Here is a 20516-nt window from a genome sequence, read left to right on the forward strand (position 1 = left end):
TAATAATTAGTTTAGTATTTATCCCAGAAGAGTTTTGTTGAAACTTTATCTCCTCCAATTTTCGCAGCTGCCGCATTCACATACTTAGCATTCACAAGATATTCATCCTGAGAATATTTCATTCTGATTGGAACTGCTTCTACTCTTGAATTTGATGGATTTACAAATACTGGGAAATCTAATCTTCTTGCAAAATTCCATGCTTGGAATCCCTTATTAAACATAGCAACCCATGATTGGAATCCTACAGACTTCTTCCAATTAGTCGCGTCATACGGAGTTGCCGCAATAATTGCATCTGCAGTAGTAATATCCATTCCATATTCTGTTACTGAAGCCTGAATGGCCATCTTATACAAATTAGCCGCAGTGTCTCCTACATTAAAATTTCTGGCAGCAGCCTCTGTTTTTAAAAACATAATTTCTGTATAGTCCAGTAAGAACCCCTGTGCATTTTCATTGGTAATCGCATCTGTAAAGTGCGAAAATAAACCAAAAGTATTAGTTTTAGCATATTTTCCTCCAACATAATTTCCTTCATATAGTGTAAACCAAACCGCTCTTCTTGGATCGCTCGTTGAGTTCATATAGTTAACTAAAACATCTGAAGGTAAAAAGTCATTTCTACCAGACTGGATTACATCCTGATAAACAGGGTTAGATAACAATCCTGAAGGGAAAGTCTGAAGTCCGAAGTTATCACTCTTATCAGCGAATAACCCACCGCTATAAGCTGCTTCAGCATAAGTTTTAGCAAGAGCTGGCTCTACGTCTGACAATGTAACAGCCATTCTAAATTTCAAAGAATTAGCCATTTTTTTCCATTTAGTCATATCTCCTTTATAAATCAGATCTTTATCGTATCCTCTTACAGAAGTGTCCATCATAGCAAGAGCAGCATCAATTCTTTTGATAAGATCCAGATAGATTGTTTTAGCATCATCATAAGGAATTTCTGCATTACCAGGATTCTCAGCTGTCGCTTTTAATGCTCCAAAATAAGGAATATCTCCAAATGTATCTACTAAATTAGCCCACGCATACACGTTTACTAATTCTATCATGGCTATATTATTCTTTTTCTGAGCAGGACTTACATCTTCTGCATCAAGAAATCTTCTTGCATCTCTCAATGCGGACAAAACTCCCGGAGAATTTACCGTAGCTGATGAAGAAGCCATCATACGATTGTAATGATTGGTAGGAATTGGTCTTGCTACCATATCATATCTTGTTTCGTCAATATATGTTGTTTCTGACCATTGTTGAGTAAAGAAACGAGTAATATTACGGTTAACGTTAGGAGTTAATAATTGGTCAAGAAGGGCTTGTTCAGCACTTGCAAAAAGTACCCCCGAAGGAACTTCTGTTGGGTGTTTTGGGTCTTCATTCAGGGAAGTAATATCTCTTTCACAAGAGGTAAATGTTAACGTCAATGAAGCCAAACCTATCATTAAAAATATTTTTTTCATTTTTCTAGAATTTTAAAGTTACATCAATACCAATATCACGAGTTGTAGGCAGAGATCCAATCGACTGGCCTTTAGCTGCTAAACCATTACCTGTTCCTGTTTCAGGATCTGCATAAGGTAAGTTTTTGTGAATAATCCAAAGATTTCTACCTACAATAGAAACTTTAGCATCTCTGATACCTGTATTGGCTAAAATTGACTTTGGTAAACTATATCCGATACTTGCTTCTCTTAACTTTACATAAGAAGCGTCATATATAAATCTTTTATTTGGCATCACACCATATCCGTCTATACTTCCAGCTCCATTTGGATCTCCTGCAACTGTAGTGTTCGGAGCTCCATTTGGATTTACTCCTGGATTTACAACTCCACTTTCTCTGTAATCAGCAGTTTCTACGTAAAGTCCGGTTGCCAATCCATACCCCATATCTGGAGAGAATACATCTCCTCCTTGCTTCACATCAATAAGAAAACTAAGTGAAAAATCTTTATAACGGAAACTGTTTCTGATCCCCCCAACCCAATCCGGAGTAACATTCCCTATAACTTGGTTATTGTTTCTCAGATAATTTCCTGATGTAGGGTCTACAATCTTATTTCCGTTGGCATCATATTGATAATCTGATCCTACTAAGGCTCCGAAAGCCTCCCCTACACGTGCATTAAGAGATACGTTGTTCTGATATCTTGCTAACAAATAGTTTTGAGAATTCCCATTCAGTTCAATTACCTTATTTTCATTCTTAGACCAGTTCACATTAATATCCCAAGTAAAATTATCTGTTTTAAACGGTGTACCATTTAATTGTACTTCAACTCCTTTATTATCAATCTGTCCTGCATTCACCAAAAATGTTCTATATCCTGTAGCTGGTGAAACCGGTAGATTAATAATCTGATCAAATGTTTTTGTCTTGTAAATCGCAACATCAAATCCTAATCTGTTTTTGAAAAACTGAGCCTCCATACCAAATTCTGTTTCTTTAGATCTTTGAGGTTTCAGGTTTGGATTAGCAAGGAAGTAAGGCTGATCAAATAGTCCTTCTCCTCTCGCCTTAAATGTATTGACCAATCTATAGTTTACTGTAGAAGATCCAACCTCTGCATAGTTAGCTCTAACTTTCCAGAAACTCAACCATGACTGCTTTACAAATTCAGATAAGATAACAGCTCCAGTTACAGAAGGGTATCCATAGCTATTATTTCCTTTTGGTAAGTTTGAAGATTGATCACGACGATAAGTAGCATCTACGAACAAGAAATTTTTATATCCTAACGAGGCTGTTGCATAATAACTTGAAGTAAGCCATTTTGAATAATTTTCATCTGGAGGAAGTATTGTTCTTACTGAATTGGAGATGGCAAACAACCCAGGCTTCGATAATCCTCCTTCAGTACTCATATATACATTATCAATCAAATTTCTTCTAACATTTCCTCCTGCAATACCACTCAAATTTAAGTCTTCCGTAATATTAAATTTATAATTTAAGAATACATCGAAGTTTAATTCAGAGTTTTTCAAATTGGTTCTAGCATATCCTGAAGAAACATTCAATCCCGAAGCACCGAATACCTGAGGAATTGATCCATTCATTAATCTTTCTTCTACAACCATCTGTAAATCATCGTAAGATAGCTTACCTGTAATTCCGAAATTTTTAGAAATATCATACTTTAACTGAGCATAACTAAATACCCTCGTTCTGTTATCTGACTGATAGTTTTGATATCTCTGGAAATAAGGATTATTCCAGAATTGAGGAGTTGCCTCTTCTGGTGATGTTCTATTCCATGAAAAATTACTATTTCCATTATTTGCATAGGCACTTCTTAATGCTACCAAGTCTACGTTGGTCTGCCACCATTGTCTGAATCCAGAAACAACATTATCAGAATAACCTGTTTCATTACGCCCTTTTGTATCTTGCAACGTTAAAGTTGTAAAAACTGAAGCATGTAATTTATCCGTAAAGTCGTGATTAAATTTAGCTGATATTGTATTTTTTCTTAACTCTGAATTCGGCATCAAACCATTGGAAAGCATATTGGAATATGATAAGGAAAGATTTGAAGTTTTATTTCCCTTTTCAATAGTTATTGTATTAACATAAGTAACCGGTGTCTCAAAGAATGAAATAGGCCCATTTTTAGCAGCAACCCAAGGTCTTGCCTTTCCATAATTAGGTGAAGACGGGTCATATGAATCCCACTGATAAACCAATAAGCTAGGATCAAATTTAGGTCCATAAGAAGCATCATCCTGGAAGTTTGCATAATGATATCCATCCTTACTTAAAGGGAAGTTCCAATCTTCTCCACCATATCCAGCTCCATATTTTGTCTGATATTTAGGAAAAGTAGATTTATCAATAAAGCCTGCTGTAATTCCGGAAGTTAAAGTAACTCCCCAGCTACCATCGTCAGTTCCTCTACCATTTTTAGTAACGATCAAAATAACCCCATCACTACCTCTTTCTCCATACAGGGCGGAAGCTGCAGCACCTTTCAAAACGTTGATGGATTCAATATCTTCCTGATTGATATCTGACAGGAAGTTACCATAATCAAATGGTGCTCCTGTTGAAAGGGATGTGTTATTAACAGGCGAACCGTCAATTACAATAAGTGGAGATCCTCCTGATAAGGATTTATACCCTCTGATCAACAGGTTAGATGATCCACCAAAGTTATTGTTTGTATTTACCTGTAGCCCGGCTACCTTCCCTGATAGAAGAGATGCTACGTTTCCTGTGTTAGTAGTTCCGCCGGTTAATTCTGCTGCTTTTACTTCTTCTGAAGCATATCCCAGCGATTTTTTTTCTCTTTTAATACCAAGAGCGGTTACTACTACGCCCTCGATTTCTTTTGTCTTAATAGTGTCCTTCGTTTGCTGCGCATTTGCTACTGCAATAGAAGAGGTCAATACTAAAACAAGAAGACCTGTTGTTAGTTTCTTCATATCAAATTAATTTTGTACCCTACAAATTTGTAAAACTTTCCTAACAACACAAAGAATTTTTTAAAAAAAATATCAATTATTCAATAATCACAAATTAAAACAGTCAATAAACTATTAAATTAAGTTAAAAAAACGCTTTTTAACAAAAACAAAAAAAATTAATCGATATTTCTTTTTGAATACATCAATGCTATCAATTATTGATAAATTCTATATATACATCGTCCAAATACCACATTAACACTTTGGTTTACAATAATGTAAATCACTTTTGTTAGAATAAATTTCACATTCTTTACGTACATGCAATGCTGTGCATATTTTTTTTCCACTCCAAAAAAAGACCAAAAACGTCGAGCGAGCAACGAAAAACAGTCTACTATTTCAATAAAAAATATGAATAAATTAATATAACAAAAGCAGAAATAAAATCCTTTCAAAGAAATAGATTTATATTTTCTAATATCTTTGATTTCTTCTATATTCACTGCAAAATTCAGCTTTTTAATTCACAATTTACAGTCAATATTTTTTCTCTGTGAATGTTTTCATAAAAACTGCCAAAATATAAAGCCAATACATTCGTTTTTTTTAATTTTACACCTCATATATCACATAAAAAATGGAATTATTACAAAAATGGACAAGCAATTACATCGAAGCAGGGTGTGATGAAGTAGGAAGAGGTTGTTTGAGCGGGCCCGTAGTTGCCGCTGCTGTCATTTTGGATGATGATTTCAAACAAAATCTGGTTAATGATTCAAAAAAACTGACGTTTAAGACCAGAATGGACTTGGATAGCTATATTAAAGATAATGTAAAAAATTACGCCATTGCAGAACTTCCACCTGTATTTATTGATGAGCATAATATTCTTAATGCAAGTATTCATGCCATGCACCGTGCGTTAGATCAACTCACCATAACACCGGAACTTATTTTGGTAGACGGAAATAAATTTCATCCTTATAATTATATTCCCCATCAGTGCATCATTAAAGGAGATTCAAAAGTATTATCCATTGCTGCAGCCTCTATTCTTGCAAAAAATTATAGGGACAAATTAATGATTGAACTCCACGAGGAATACCCGGAATATGGTTGGAATACTAATTTCGGATACGCTACCAAAAAGCATCAGGAAGCGCTTATCAAGCATGGACCTACAATCCATCACAGACAGTCGTTCAGACTGAAATATGATTAATAAAAATCTTTTGACAACTATAAAAACAAAAAAAGAGAAGCAGTTTGCTTCTCTTTTTTGATATATTGACTTAATCAATTATTTCTTTTTATTTTTTTCCTGAGTTTGCTGCTGCTGTTGAGCCTGCTCCATCATTTCTCTCATCTTCTTCTGGAATTTACCTTCTGTTTTCGGTTTTTCCTTGTTAGCCTGAATCTGGGCATGAATTTTCTTCTCATCCAGAATTACATATTTAATCACAAGAATAATCAGGATGTTGATCGCATTCGATACAAAATAGTACCATGAAAGACCAGACGCTGAAGTATTAAGAAAGAATAAGAATGTAATCGGGAAGATATACATTAATACTTTCATATTTGGCATTCCTTCTTGTTGTGGCTGCTGCATGTTTCCAGATGTCATTACAGTATAGATTAAGATAACTACTGTACAAGCCAATGCAAAGATACTTAAGTGATCTCCAAGGAATGGAACTTTAAATGGTAATTTAATCAAATCATCATAGGCAGTTAAGTCTTTTGCAAACCAGAATCCTTGTCCTCTCAGATCAATAAAGTTCGGGAAGAAACGGAATAACGCGTAGAAGATCGGAATCTGTACCAATGCCGGTAAACATCCTGCCATCTGATTCACACCAGCTTTTCTGTAAATTTCCATTGTAGCCTGTTGTTTCTTCATTGGGTCCGCATCCTTAAACTTAGCATTTGCTTCATCAATTTCCGGACGAATCACCTTCATCATAGCACTCAGCTTGTGCTGCTTGTACATAATAGGTGATAGAATCAATTTTACGATAATCGTCATTGCAAAGATTACCCAACCAGCTGATAATCCCCAACCAGCAATAATAGCGTATAACCACATGAAGAAATAACGGTTCATTGCTCCAATGAAAGACCATCCTAAAGGAAGAATTTCATCAAAGTTTTTATCGTAAGACTTCAATAATGGCAGATCCAATGGCATAAAATACCATGTAAAATCCTGATTCAACTCACTTCCGGTCATCTGAACAAAACCTTCGTAGTTTAATTTCTTCAGATATTCTCCTTCTTCTACATTCTCCTGATTCCCTTTACTTTGAGTAAATCCGTTCTTAGCTTCGATGACAGAAGTAAAGAACTGCTGTTTCACTCCGATCCAGTTAAGGGTTTCTTTTTCTTCCTCCATTGTGGTTCTTCCATCATAATCATAATCTTTATAATTATTGAAAGCATAAGAGAATTCTGAGTGAGATTGCTCCTGAGCTCTACCTTTTTCAAGGTTTCTTACGCTATAATCCCAGATAAAGTCTGCTTTGTTATCAGAAGTAACTGCAGAAAGACCTTGGGTTCTTACTTTAAAATCAAGAGTATATTTAGGAAGTAAAGTATAAATAAACTGGATTACAGCTCCATTATAGTTTGCTGTCATTGTTACAGCATTTCCATTAACAGTAGGTGAGAAAACTAAATCTTTAGTATTGATAACCTTTCCTGTTTTATCTTTAAATTGGAAACCGTAGTTTGAATTATTTTTATTAATAAGATAAAGGGGAAGGTCAGCCTGATCCGTTTTATTATTGTATGCTTTATATTCTGAAAGCTGAACTTTAGAAACCTGTCCTCCTAAGCTTGAGAATTCAATGTTCAATTCTTTGTTAGACAAATTAGCTGTCTGAATCGCATTTGGAGTTACATTTGGATTGATATTGGTTACCTGAGTTTGTTTTACGGCATTTTTTACCTGTTCCGTTTTCTGCTGCTGAGCTTTTAACTCTTCTTCTTTCATCTGCTTGTTCTGGAAGTAGAACATTGCACCGAAGAGAATCAGGCATAAAACCGCGAAACTAATCATCTGCTTCTTATCGATTCCGTTGTTTTGTTGCATTTTATTTTTGTTATAATTAAAATTTCCTATTTATTGGACCTCATAAGCATATAAAAAGCTTATTCATCTATGGTCAATTTGAGCTGACAAAAATACTGTTTTTTTATCAAAACTCTATACTATAATGCATTAGTATATAATAAACTCAGGCTGAGAAAAATCAACCTGAGTTTATCTATAGACGTTTATGGTATAAAATTACCTTATTTGTTTTAGTTTGGGTGAATCTCAGACTCTTCCCAACCTAAAATATCTTACTTAGAAGTTTCACAAGCTTTAATGAAAGCTCTGAATAAAGGGTGTGGTGTAGCTACCGTACTCTTGTATTCCGGGTGATATTGTACCCCAACATAGAATGGATGTCCTGGTAATTCCAATGCTTCTACCAATCCTGTTTCCGGATTTGTTCCTGTAGCTAAGAAACCATTCTTTTCAAATTCCTGAAGATAATCACTGTTGAATTCATAACGGTGACGGTGTCTTTCAGAAATGTTCTTGCTTCCGTAGATATCATATAGCTTAGATCCGTTTTTCAAAGCACATTTCCAAGCTCCAAGACGCATCGTACCACCTTTATCAATTACGTTTTTCTGCTCTTCCATTAATGAAATTACAGGATCCGGAGTTGCTGTATCAAATTCCACAGAATTTGCTTTCGTATGTCCTAAAACATTTCTTGCAAATTCTACCGTCATGATCTGCATTCCTAAACAGATTCCCAGCATTGGAATTTTGTTTTCTCTTGCATATTTTGCAGTAAGAACTTTTCCTTCGATACCTCTGTCTCCAAAACCTGGAGCTACAAGGATACCATTTACCCCTTTAAGGGTCTCTTTGATGTTCTCTTCTGTAATATCTCCACTGTATACCCATCTTACTTTCACTTCAGTTTCAAGGTCAGCTCCTGCATGTTTGAATGCTTCAGCAATAGAAATATAAGAATCCTGAAGGGATACATATTTTCCTACTAATGCAATTTCAACTGTTTTCTTAGGATTCTGAAATTTTTTCACAAAAGTTTTCCAGTCTTTCAGATCAGCATCTTTATCACTTTTCAGATCCAGTTCTTTCAAGACTACATCATCAAAATTTTGTTTCTGAAGATACATAGGAACCTCATAAATAGTTTCCATGTCTTTACATTCAATAACGTTTTCTAATGGAACATTACAGAACTGAGCCAGTTTTGCTCTCTGGTCTTTTGGAATTTTATGTTCCGTTCTGCAAACCAATACATCAGCCATAATTCCGCTTTCCATTAACTGACGAACGGAATGCTGAGATGGTTTTGTTTTTAATTCTCCACTGGAAGCCAGATAAGGCAATAGGGTAAGGTGAATCACCATAGAATTTTTCTCTCCCAGTTCCCACTTCAACTGGCGAACAGTTTCAATGTAAGGTAAAGATTCAATATCCCCCACTGTTCCTCCGATCTCAGTAATGATGATATCGTAGTTCTGCTTGGACAGGATTTTAATTCTACGTTTAATTTCGTTAGTGATATGAGGAATTACCTGAACTGTTTTTCCAAGGAAATCTCCTTTTCTTTCTTTTTCAATTACAGTCTGGTAGATTTTTCCTGTAGTAACGTTGTTGTTTTGGGATGTGGGAGCATCAAGATAACGCTCATAATGGCCTAAATCCAGATCCGTCTCTGCACCATCTTCAGTCACATAACACTCTCCGTGTTCATAAGGATTCAAAGTTCCCGGGTCGATATTGATATAAGGATCAAGTTTTTGGATCGTTACGTTAAAACCGCGTGATTTTAGCAATAGTCCCAGAGAAGCAGACACGATTCCTTTTCCCAAAGATGAAGTTACACCTCCTGTCACAAAGATGTACTTTGTATTCTTTTTACTCATTAGATTAGGTTTGTGCAAAGTTATGGGAAAAAGAAATACAAAGCAATCTTTTAGATTTTGAAAATAAGAAAACAGGCATTAAACATCTATAAAACCTGGATAAATTTTATTTTTTTTCATTAAAAGCCACCTTAATAAATTCATATAAAAAGAGAGCATTTTTCAACGGAAACACTCTCTTGTAGTATTAATTATAAGCAAGGATCTAACCACGTGTCTCCCGGTGAATTCAGGATACATTTATAATTATCTCTTAACATTCTCAATTTCGTTGTTCCATTAACAAACCTGTAGTCAATATATTTCGAATTCAGGACCACATTATTCTCAATCTCATGAGTAGACTGCCCAACTCCCCCTTCTGAGAAGATACCCCATGTCATCATTCCGTTTCCTCTGATCTTGTTGTGTCTGATGGCAATTTCATAATTATTTCCTTCCACCAGCTTTATCCCTGCTAATCTGCCTTCATTTCCTTGGTTCTTAATACCTGGATTTTCAACAATGTTAAAGGATACGTTCAAAAGATTATTATTGGATTCAATCAGAATACCATTTTCTCTGGAGGTCTGAATATTGTTATGGGAAACATCCACCCCTTTGGCATGAGAAACGTAGAGTCCTACATTCCCGATATCATTGATTACATTATTGGAAATCACCCCACCTTCAACATGCCTGATATTAATTCCGTGCTGCTTTGCATTTCTCACTACATTTCCAGTGACTACCACATTGCTGGCAATAAGTTTATAAGGCGCTACTTCATTGGTATTGTTAATAAGGATACCGTCTCCCCCTGCCGGAATATAATCTTTTAGAGGATCAAGTGTTGCAACGAGCGCCTCATCAATTATTGTTCCTGCATTGTCTACGATATTATTTGAAATCACAATATTATGGCAGACATAATCCGGGTATTTCTTCTGATCATAATTCTGAACTTTGATTCCGATTCCTTTTGTATTGCGGACTCTGTTCCCCAATACCGTCATATTTGAAATTCCGGCATCCAGGTACATTCCGTGTTCCAGGATGGTATTTTCGATATCATTATCAGAAATCATCACAAATTTTGAATTTTCAGCAATGATCATTCCTTGTGATGAATTTTCAAAATAGTTCTGAACAACGCTTATATTTTTTCCGCCAACGGCAATTCCGGCGTTGTCTTTTTTTCCGGTCCCAATTTTCGCCCAGTCTTCTGTAAATTCATTTTCAACACGGTTCTGTTTAAATGTAAGGTTAACCATATTTCTTAAACCTGAAACTCCGGCATAGGTAAAGTTTTTAAACAGGTTTTTTTCGATGTTGATGTTCTGAGTTCCATAACAATAAATTCCCACGGCTTTAGAACTGGACGCCTGAGCATAATCATAATCCTCTTTAAACCCTTCCAGGAAAAATCCTTTTATTGATATATTCTTTTTTTCTTCACAATTAAAAATCTCGGTGTTCTTTTTATTCTGTTTTATTCTACATTGGTCAGATAATACCCTTTGATTATTCTGAAGAAAGAGTACCCCGGAAATTCCAATGTTCATTTTTCCAAAGAAGGTATCATAGCCCAGCTGCAAAATTGTGTTGAGGCGGTCTGTTCTTAACTGATCTGAAAGCCCTTGAATACCCCACCATAAGACATTGACATATCCGGTCCATTGTCTTTTATAAAAGTCATTTCCTTTTTTACGGAAAACCGCACCATCTCCGTCTCCGGCAGCAGGCACTCCTACATTTGTCTTTTTATAAATAACAGGTTCAAAGGTGTAACTGTCTATCAAGTTTACCTCATCATCATTAGGGAAAGTACTTCCTTGTGCAAAAAAAGCTTCTGTGTAAATCATATTTTTGTTGTTAAATGGTTAATCAATTCTTAGAAGAATCTGGAACAAAAATATCTATCCACAGCGCCAAACTATGACGTATTTTCTTTCAGAAAAAAAATATTTTCCATAAAAAAAGCTTCCGCTTTATCGGAAGCCTTTTATTTAGCTATTGTCTGTCAATTATCTTTTAATCAATTCAAAATAAGTATTCATCTCTACCCACTTAGCAATACCTGCTGCTGTAGGATCATAGTTCACATTATAATCGAAACGATTAATCGTAAATTTCGCACGAAGTCCCATAATCTCTTTACTTTCCTTATTTTTTGTAATTCCTCCTAAGGTTACAGGTACACTAAATTCTTTTGTAACATCTTTAATAGTAAGTTTACCCTTAAATATATAGGTTCCATCTTTCTCTTTGGAAACAGAAGTTCCGGTAAATTTAATATTTGAATACTCTCCTGCATCAAAAAAATCTTTGCTTTTAAGATGTTTGTCTCTCATTTCTACTCCTGTATTAATACCTTCAACATCAATACTGATATTAAATGCAGCATTATCAAGACTATTTCCTTTTGTGGTAAGGTCTCCACCAAATTTATCAAATCTACCCTGAACAAAGCTGATTCCCATGTGCTCAATGGTAAAATTTACTGAAGAGTGCATCTGATCTATGTCCCAAGTATTCTGTGCAAAAGAAAAAGTACTTAGAAGCGCAAATACGAAGGATAAAAATAGTTTTTTCATTATAATTATATTTTAAATTAATATTTTATTTCAGCAAAGCTAAGATATAAAGATATTTCTATCATTGACCTATGATAGTATTTCATATTTAAATCCATTTAAGTCTCGGAAAAAAAATGCTTTTTTTATAACTTCGCAGTATGGCAAAACTGAAAACGGCATATTTCTGTCAAAATTGCGGAACCCAATATTCCCAATGGATGGGACAATGTAAAAACTGTGGACAATGGAATACCCTGGTGGAAGAAGTGATAGAGAAGCCCAACAGCAAGTCGGTGCCCTTCTCAAAAACCAAGCAACATGTTATCAACATTATTGAGGTAGAAACCAGTGAAGAACCGAGATTAAAAACACCTTCCGAAGAACTGAACCGCGTTCTGGGAGGCGGAATTGTCTTAGGTTCCGTCACCCTGATTGGTGGAGAACCGGGAATCGGAAAATCTACCCTATTGCTTCAGCTTGCCTTAAAAATGAAGAAAAAAATCTTCTATGTTTCCGGGGAAGAAAGCGCTTCTCAGATTAAAATGAGAGCCGATAGACTAACAGACATTCAAAATCCGAATTGTTTTCTTTTTACAGAAACCTCCCTGGAAAAAATTCTTCATGAAGCCAAAAAACTGGAACCGGATTTCATGATTATTGATTCTATCCAAACGCTTCAATCCCAACTGATCGAAAGTTCTCCCGGAACGGTTTCTCAAATCAGAGAATGCTCCAACGAGATCATTAAATACGCTAAAGAAAACAGTATTCCTGTATTTTTGGTAGGCCATATTACCAAAGACGGTCAGATTGCCGGTCCAAAGGTATTGGAACACATGGTAGATGTTGTTTTAAATTTTGATGGAGACCGAAACCACCTTTTCAGATTATTGAGAGCCAATAAAAACCGTTTTGGATCTACTTCTGAAATCGGAATTTACGAAATGATTTCTCAGGGATTGAAGGAAATTAAAAATCCTTCGGAAATACTTATCACCAAGAAATTTGAAGAACTTTCCGGAAATTCTGTTGCTGTAACACTGGAGGGAAATAGGCCGATGCTTTTGGAAATTCAGGCATTAGTAAGTACAGCAGTGTATGGAACTCCTCAAAGAAGCTGTACAGGGTTTGATTCAAAAAGACTGAATATGCTTCTGGCAGTGCTTGAAAAAAGAGCAGGATTCCAATTAGGGGCAAAAGACGTCTTCCTTAATATCACAGGAGGAATAAAAACAGATGACCCAGCTCTGGATCTGGCAGTCATAGCTTCTGTTCTTTCATCCAATGAGGACATCGCCATTTCAGAACATTACTGTTTTGCCGGAGAAATCGGATTAAGTGGAGAAATACGTCCCATTGCACAAGTCGAACAAAGAATCACTGAAGCTGAAAAGCTAGGTTATGAGAAGATATTCGTTTCCAATCTTAATAAAATTCCGAAAAGAAAATTTGGAATCAAGATTGAAGAGGTAAGCAAGATTGAAGATTTCCACGAAAGGCTTTTTTAAAAAATGTAAATAATGCAACTCGAAAACATCCAACAGTTTGTCTTGGTACTGCTTTATGGCGGCTTGACTTTGCTTTCATTCACAGTATTAATTAATCCTATGCAGGTTAATAAAAAGGCTAACTTTTATTTTGGAGTGTTTATATTACTCTGGTCCAGCTACTGGCTCCTCGATATTTTACATTTTTGTGGAATTGTACCCAATTTATGGTTTATCCTTACGTTGTATGCTGCCCAAATCTTTACTCCGATTTTTCTGTTTTTCAGCGTTATCTTTTTTATCAATCCTAATTACAGGTTCCAAAAAAAAGATCTTATTTGCCTTATTACTCCGGTAATTTATTGGATATTACTTTTCAATATGGAAAATAATCCAATCATCCGAAGTACCGTAATGCTCATTGATATCGCTCATAATCTGCCCTACATTGCTCTTATTTATTTTAAAATCAGAAAACATCAGAAAAGGATTGAAACCATCTCATCCAATACAGAGAATATAGACCTCCAATGGTTGATCAGATTAAGCTTCCTTCTTTTCGTAACCATTGTTATTACTGTTGGTTATGAACTATTCAATACTTTCGTGTATAAAATGCATCAGCATTTGGTCATGGATCTGTTATTTTTATTTATTGTTTACAGTACACTCTATTATGTACTCAGACAAAAAGAGATCTATCCTGTAAATAAAAATCAACGTGAAGAACTTCTTTCTATTGAGGTGGAAAGTGAAGTGGAGGAAACATCAAGAAAAAAATTGATTTCCGATGATGAATTTGAGTCTTTAAGACAACAATTAATAATCATCATGGAAACCCAAAAACCTTATTTGGATGGAGACCTGAATCTATTAAAATTATCTGATCTTATTCAAATCAATGCGCATCAGCTTTCTTATCTTCTTAATACCGGTTTTCAGGAGAACTTCTTCTATTTTGTAAATAAGTACAGAGTAGAACATGCTAAAAAAATGCTTACAGAAGGTTCTTTTCACAAACTTTCCATACTAGGAATTGCATTTGAGTCAGGCTTTAATTCAAAAACTGCCTTCAACACCATATTTAAAAAAATGACCGGCATGACCCCTTCCGAATTCAAGAAAGAACAATCCAGCTAATCTGGACTCATTAAAGGTTCAATAAATCGGAATAAAAATTGTAGGAATCAATAAAATTAATAATCCTAACAGAAGATTTTTCAAATGATGAAAACAAGCATTCTGGAATATTACAGCAACCTTGCGGAATCTTACGATGAAAACAGATTCGGAAATTCTTACGGCCAATATATTGACCAGCAGGAAAGAACATTTTTAAGCTCTTTTTTCAAAGATAAAAAATATACAAAAGTTCTTGATCTAGGCTGTGGAACAGGCCGGCTATTGAATTTTGCAACTCATGGAACAGACTTTAGTGACAATATGCTGAACGTTGCCCTACAAAAATATCCTGAAAAAATATTGGCTGTAGGTGAAATTTCAGAAATCCCTTTTCATGAAGAATTTGACTGTATTTTTTGCTTTCATGTCATCATGCATCAGAACCGGAAAGAAACAAGCAGCTTTTTAAACGAATGCTACCAAAAATTAGGTAAAAAAGGAATGCTGATTTTTGATTATCCTGTAAAGAGCAGAAAAAAATCTGTTTCTCCACAGGAAGGCTGGCATGCCGGCAACAGCTTTTCAATTTCAGATATTGCAGAACTTTCAAAAGATCAATGGAAAGTTAAAAATACAACCGGAATATTATTTTTTCCGATTCATAGATTACCAAAAGCAATAAGAAAACTCTTTCTGCCTCTGGATACTTTTCTTTGCCACACGTTCCTGAAAAATTGGGCATCTTATCACATTACTGTTTTGGAAAAGAGATGAAACAGCAACTGAAAAATTGGATTCCCCATTCATGGAAACTGAATTTGAAACTTTTGCAGCGATATTTTGATGAACAAAAAAACAATTATGTTTATCCCAAGGAATACCGTTCAGAAAATATTGGAATCCATTCTGTTAAACTCCGGCAACCTATCAAAAGTGGAGTTTTTCATCATAATAAAATTCACAATTTAAGAGTTGTAAATAATAAGATCAATGATTTGGTCATTCATCCTGGTGAGGTATTTTCTTTCTGGAAAATGATCGGAAGACCGAATAAAAAAAACAATTTCAAAGAAGGACGAAACCTCATCAACAATACTATTTCCAGTGACTTTGGTGGTGGAATCTGCCAATTCTCCTCTATTCTATATCATCTGGCCCTTCAATCCGGGTTAAAGATTTTGGAAAGATATCCACATTCTATGGATATTTATAAAGAAAAAGAACGTTTTACTCCTTTAGGTTCAGATTGTACGGTTGTTTATGGGTACAAAGACCTGCAGATTCAGAATTCATTTCCGTTTCCTGTACAGTTTAAATGTATTATTAATGATGATGAGCTTCACCTCAGTTTGATTTCATCAGAAGAAATAACCTTAAACAAAATTGAGTTTAAATATCTTGAAATCGAAAAAGGAATTTGGGTAGAAACGGTAAGGAATAACCAAACTTTGTTTAAAAATTTTTATATTCGTTTATGAATTATCTGGCTCATTCTTTTCTCACTTTCACTGACGGACAAATTGTTGGTCAGTTTTTGGAAGACTTTATCCGAAACAGGGATCGTTTTTCTTTCCCAAAGGATATTCAGGATGGAATTACTTTACATAGAGCTATTGATACCTTCACAGACTCCCACCCTGCCATTCATGAGGCTAAAAAAGCTTTTGCCCCTTTGGTAAGACTCTATGCTGGAGCATTTGTAGATGTTTCTATGGATTATTTTGTAGCCAATGATCTTTCTTTGCATTCCCTTGCGGAATGGAAAGCCCATTCTTTACATGTCTACAGCGTTTTGAATGCTCATAATGAATGGTTACCGGATAATTTCAAAAAAATGCTGGTTAAAATGGAACAGGACGACTGGCTCTACAATTACCGTGAAGACTGGGGTATTAAATTCAGCATCCAAAATGTTTTGAACAAAGCAAAGTATCTGGATAAAGATATTCCTGTTTTTGAAGCTTTTCTAACTCATAAAGAGTTTCTTCAGGAATGTTATGATGATTTTTTTCCTGACTTACTCGCTCATGCAAAAGGAATCAACGCCTTTATTCAACTGGAAAGTTAAAACTGTTTATACAAATAACGGTTAGGATACGTTAATTTTTCACTCTTTCTATCTCCATTCACAATGATATGAACAATATTTATCTGGTCATCGAAAAGGTTGTACAGGAAACTTACAGCTGTTTCTACTTTTTTAGGATTGACAACAGGTTCTGATTCGAGATAGACATTTACAGATTCCTGGTCTTCCTCATATCCTATATAATTTACTTTAAGAAATTTATTGTCTGTTTTCAATTTAAAATATTCCTGACAATATTTAAGTAATGCTTCATTCAGTTTTGTCTTGTATTTTTCATCATTAAAATGAAAAGTTCCACCATACTTTTTCGCAAGTCCATTTTCCAGATCATCGAGGAAAAATCGACCTGTTACTTCAAAAGTTTTAGACTTAGAGTTATAATTGATTTCTACGGATCCTACATGATAAGGATGTACATTCTCCTTATTTGCTTTTGTAAAGCTTTGAAGAATGACTGTTAATGATAAAAAGAATATTAAAAAAAATTTACGCAACATGAGATCTTTTCTAATGACAAATATAAAAAAAGCAGCAGTTATAAAACTGCTGCTTTCTATAAATGTATATGGTAAGCAATTAAAATTATTCCTTAACTACTTTCTTAGTAATTGTAGTATCGTTTAGCTTAATTGTAAACATGTATACTCCTTTTACCAATGATGAAACATCCATTCTGTTTAAGTTGGAATTCATAGATTCTGTCTTAATCAACTTTCCTGAAGCATCATAAATAGTAAGTGTACCTTTAGAATACCCTCCCAATGAGATATTTACAACATCTTTAGCTGGATTTGGAGTAATATTCACTCCAGCATTCAGTTTTGTTACCTCACCTGTACCTAAAGTAGCATTTGTTTTAACAAAATATCCACCAAAGCCTGTAGTCTGGAAACTTACTTCCCAATATTGATAAGTATTATTCCAAACAATATCTGCAACATTAGGAGTAATAGCAGTTGGTGTACCTCCAAAAGAAGCTACAGTTCCCACATTTCCAGCACTTGTTCCCGCATATTTTTCAACAACCAGGTTGAATTTATTAGCCTCATCAGTAGGAGAGGTAGGAAGTTTAATACCACTTGTTAAATTATAAGCATCAAAATCAGCCTGTTTGAAGTATAATGTTACTTTTCCTGTAGCAATAGTTGCATCTGTAGCAGGATTCATTTCATATCTTCTTGAAACATAACCAGGCTGTACATTATCAACCCATACTTTTGAAGTTACATTTCCAGTCACAGTACTTGCCGTTTCTTTTTCTACTCTTGAAATCAACTGACAAGCATTTGTAAAATAATTATAACCAGCAGCAACAGCACTAGCTTTTGTCTGGTTGGAAGTTGCTAGGCTTTTCACTTCAGCTACATTTTCGTAAACATTCGCTCTCATTTTAAGATCGAAAGTTCTTGTTGTCCAGCTTGTACCATCTGTTGATGTTTTACTACGTCCACTTACTGCAGTAGCTTCATTTTTCATAGTTACAGTTCCCCCTAAACCATTGATAACAATATAGAAATCCTTCCCTGTTACTGCCTGAACATTTAAGCTGGATAAATCCACATAGTTCCATGTAAATCTTTGTATATTGGTATCCCATGATGCAATATTTTTTGTAGCAATAATGTCTCCAGGATCTCCGTTAGCATTCACCTTTCTTACTTGAATATCCACTGCTTGGTTGGCAGGAATTACACCCGAACCTGTTGTGAATGAAATACTTCCCAATTTACCAGTTAGGGTTGGAGTATAACGAACTGCCAATGCCGCATTGGTAAAAGTCGTATTAGCTTCTGCATTAATAGTGATATAAGGTTCATCATAAGTAATAGACTCAAAATTAGACTCTACACATCCTACTTCTTTAGTCACTGCTTTATAAATATCTAATCTTCCATATCCCCATCTTGTATTAGGAACATTTCCTGTTGCTGCATCTTTTCTTGCAGTGGAAGTAAGACGTGATTTAACCTGTGCAGCGGTCAATGTCGGATTTGCCTGAAGCAATAATCCTACAGCTCCGGCAACTCCCGGAGATGACATACTGGTTCCCTGATTCATCACATAATAGTTAGTATTTTCAATAATATTCGAAGCTGCTGGCGCAGAACTACTAGATCTTGCAGAGATTACAGCCTGACCTGAACCTGTGATATCCGGTTTTTGGAAATTATCAACTCTAGGCCCCTGTGCACTAAATGAAGAGATCGTTTCCTGCGGAGTATTACTATAGCCATATCCTCCTGCCGGAGCCATCCAGCTTACTCTACCCAAATAGGAAGCTACTGTAATAGCACTTGTTGCGTTACCTGGAGATCCAACAATATATTCATTATCCCCATTTAGCAGGGTAGTTGCTACTCCCTGACCATACAGCCAGCCATGCGTATTAATTGTCTGCGTTCCGTTATTGGTAATTTCCAGTGTATATGTTCCCTGGCAATTGGCCGTAGATCCCGCTACTCTATTTACAAGTAGCTGAACATATCGTTTATTATTATCATTCCCCCAATAATTATACATAGTAGCAGTGAAACCACCTCCTAATATATTATGAGTTGTATCGGTACTTACATTCTGTATATATTGCTGACCATCGGGAGCTGTTAATTTTGCTGTAACGGCTGTATTATCGTTAGCATACATCAGAAAACCAAATACAGATGCAGCAGAGGTATTACTTGCCACATTAAAAGTATAAGATTGTGTTCCACCGGCCTCTATATCTACTTTTCTATGGAGATTGGCACCATAATCATTACCTGCAGAAATAACGACTACTCTTCCAGGTCCTGACGATGTAAAATTATCAACAGCTACTTCATGAGAGGATGTACCATCATGAGCACTTCCCTGTCCACCAATACTCATATTTACGACGATCGGCTTGTTTAAGGCTGTTGCTACATTTTTAAAATAAGTCAATGCGTTGATTGTATTCGTTGTTGGAAAAGATCCGTTTCCTCCTTTTACAAAAACGATGTCTGCCTCCGAAGAAAATCCTTTATGTCTTTTGTTTGCAAAACCAGCTCCGTTTCCTGCAACAGTTCCTGCCACATGGGTTCCATGACCATTAATATCATTTTCACGGACAAAATTAGTAGGACTTCCATCCAACTCATCTTCAATCTGTGCTCTTGTATATTCTACACCAGTGGTAAATCCTGTAGGAGACGTTTCAGCTCCCTGAGGAGTTAAAGTCTGATCCCAAATTGAAACAATTCTACTTTTAGTCTGATCGTTAACTTGTCTGAAATCTGGATGTTTCCAGTCTATCCCTGTATCAAAAATCCCCACAAGAATTCCTGTTCCGTTATAAGCTGTATTATTAAAAACGCCATCTTGCAAAAGGCTTGCTCCAGACTGTGCTCTACTTACATCGTTATGAAGCTCATCAAATGTAGGCCCCATCACAGAGGTTACATAAGGAAGTTCCATCAACCTTTCAATATCTTCAAGGCTCACTAGTGCCGTTGAAAAAGTAGGCAGCTGGCTCTGGATTATAAATCCATCTGATTTAAGTTTTTCAGGATTCTTGGTATAAATAATACATGAATACATTGTTTGCGCCCCCTTAGAGGTAACTACTAAATGTTTATCCAATTTCATATCTTCACGTTCCAAATCTTTTAAAACGTTTTCTCTATTCAGGCTCTCCTTATTCTTCAATAAATAATTAAATCGGGAATCGAGCTTTTGTACCTGACCATAAAATCCGTACGAGTACAACCCCAAGAAAGCAACTGTAGCATTTCTAAGAAGCTTCGTTCCTCCATACGAAATGTTTACTTTTGTAAAAAATAGTTTTCTAATATCCATTGTCTTTTTTTTAAATACAATTATACAATTTTTATCTAGAATAATAATAAGCAAAATTATTAA

General features: G+C 35.3%; 14 protein-coding genes. 6 read left to right on the plus strand and 8 right to left on the minus strand.

Features of this window, described 5'->3' with window-relative positions; genetic code table 11:
* Positions 1-11: 11 nt before the first annotated feature.
* Together EL260_RS22350 and EL260_RS22355 are read right to left on the minus strand one after the other, a co-directional pair.
* A complete protein-coding gene (locus tag EL260_RS22350; protein WP_123857699.1) occupies positions 12-1472 on the minus strand; it encodes a SusD/RagB family nutrient-binding outer membrane lipoprotein in 1461 nt (486 codons plus the stop codon).
* A 4-nt stretch (positions 1473-1476) separates the two neighbouring features.
* Positions 1477-4437 carry a SusC/RagA family TonB-linked outer membrane protein gene (locus tag EL260_RS22355; RefSeq protein WP_123857700.1) on the minus strand — a complete coding sequence of 987 codons (2961 nt, stop codon included), beginning with the start codon at positions 4435-4437 and terminating at the stop codon, positions 1477-1479.
* A gap of 622 nt (positions 4438-5059) precedes the next feature.
* Here EL260_RS22355 and EL260_RS22360 point away from each other — a divergent pair.
* Positions 5060-5644 (plus strand): ribonuclease HII, encoded by a 585-nt coding sequence (locus EL260_RS22360; protein WP_123857701.1) that lies wholly within the window; start codon positions 5060-5062, stop codon positions 5642-5644.
* A gap of 78 nt (positions 5645-5722) precedes the next feature.
* On the opposite strand, the gene yidC is transcribed toward EL260_RS22360, so the two are convergent.
* The 4 genes from yidC to EL260_RS22380 all read right to left on the minus strand — a co-directional run bounded on the left by yidC (position 5723) and on the right by EL260_RS22380 (position 11957).
* Positions 5723-7516 carry a membrane protein insertase YidC gene (gene yidC, locus EL260_RS22365; RefSeq protein ID WP_123857702.1) on the minus strand — a complete coding sequence of 598 codons (1794 nt, stop codon included), beginning with the start codon at positions 7514-7516 and terminating at the stop codon, positions 5723-5725.
* 254 nt (positions 7517-7770) lie between these two features.
* Positions 7771-9381, minus strand: coding sequence for a CTP synthase (locus EL260_RS22370; protein ID WP_123857703.1), 1611 nt, complete (start codon positions 9379-9381; stop codon positions 7771-7773).
* A gap of 191 nt (positions 9382-9572) precedes the next feature.
* Positions 9573-11225 (minus strand): right-handed parallel beta-helix repeat-containing protein, encoded by a 1653-nt coding sequence (locus tag EL260_RS22375; RefSeq protein ID WP_123857704.1) that lies wholly within the window; start codon positions 11223-11225, stop codon positions 9573-9575.
* 162 nt (positions 11226-11387) lie between these two features.
* Positions 11388-11957: a YceI family protein gene (locus EL260_RS22380; protein ID WP_123857705.1), complete on the minus strand. Its 570-nt coding sequence runs from the start codon at positions 11955-11957 to the stop codon at positions 11388-11390.
* Positions 11958-12097: 140 nt separating this feature from the next.
* Here EL260_RS22380 and radA point away from each other — a divergent pair, with 140 nt between their 5' ends.
* From radA to EL260_RS22405, 5 genes are all read left to right on the plus strand, one after another.
* Positions 12098-13447, plus strand: a complete 1350-nt coding sequence (gene radA, locus EL260_RS22385) for a DNA repair protein RadA (RefSeq protein WP_123857706.1) — start codon at positions 12098-12100, stop codon at positions 13445-13447.
* A gap of 12 nt (positions 13448-13459) precedes the next feature.
* Positions 13460-14566, plus strand: a complete 1107-nt coding sequence (locus EL260_RS22390; RefSeq protein WP_123857707.1) for an AraC family transcriptional regulator — start codon at positions 13460-13462, stop codon at positions 14564-14566.
* 84 nt (positions 14567-14650) lie between these two features.
* Complete coding sequence (locus tag EL260_RS22395; RefSeq protein ID WP_123857708.1) at positions 14651-15322, plus strand: class I SAM-dependent methyltransferase; 672 nt, start codon at positions 14651-14653, stop codon at positions 15320-15322.
* The gene (locus tag EL260_RS22400) at positions 15319-16026 is read left to right on the plus strand and encodes a VanW family protein (RefSeq protein WP_123857709.1); all 708 of its coding nucleotides are present in this window, start codon (positions 15319-15321) and stop codon (positions 16024-16026) included. The genes EL260_RS22395 and EL260_RS22400 overlap by 4 nt, the downstream gene beginning before the upstream one ends.
* Positions 16023-16616 (plus strand): acyl carrier protein phosphodiesterase, encoded by a 594-nt coding sequence (locus EL260_RS22405; RefSeq protein WP_123857710.1) that lies wholly within the window; start codon positions 16023-16025, stop codon positions 16614-16616. Before EL260_RS22400 ends, EL260_RS22405 begins: the two co-directional genes overlap by 4 nt.
* Here the strand turns inward: EL260_RS22405 and EL260_RS22410 are convergent.
* On the minus strand, positions 16613-17134 hold the full coding sequence (locus EL260_RS22410; RefSeq protein WP_123857711.1) for a DUF6702 family protein: 522 nt from the start codon (positions 17132-17134) through the stop codon (positions 16613-16615). The genes EL260_RS22405 and EL260_RS22410 overlap by 4 nt on opposite strands.
* Positions 17135-17219: 85 nt before the next feature.
* Positions 17220-20453 (minus strand): S8/S53 family peptidase, encoded by a 3234-nt coding sequence (locus EL260_RS22415; protein ID WP_123857712.1) that lies wholly within the window; start codon positions 20451-20453, stop codon positions 17220-17222.
* Between the last annotated feature and the right edge of the window lie 63 nt (positions 20454-20516).

Source organism: Chryseobacterium nakagawai (assembly GCF_900637665.1).
Classification (GTDB): domain Bacteria; phylum Bacteroidota; class Bacteroidia; order Flavobacteriales; family Weeksellaceae; genus Chryseobacterium; species Chryseobacterium nakagawai.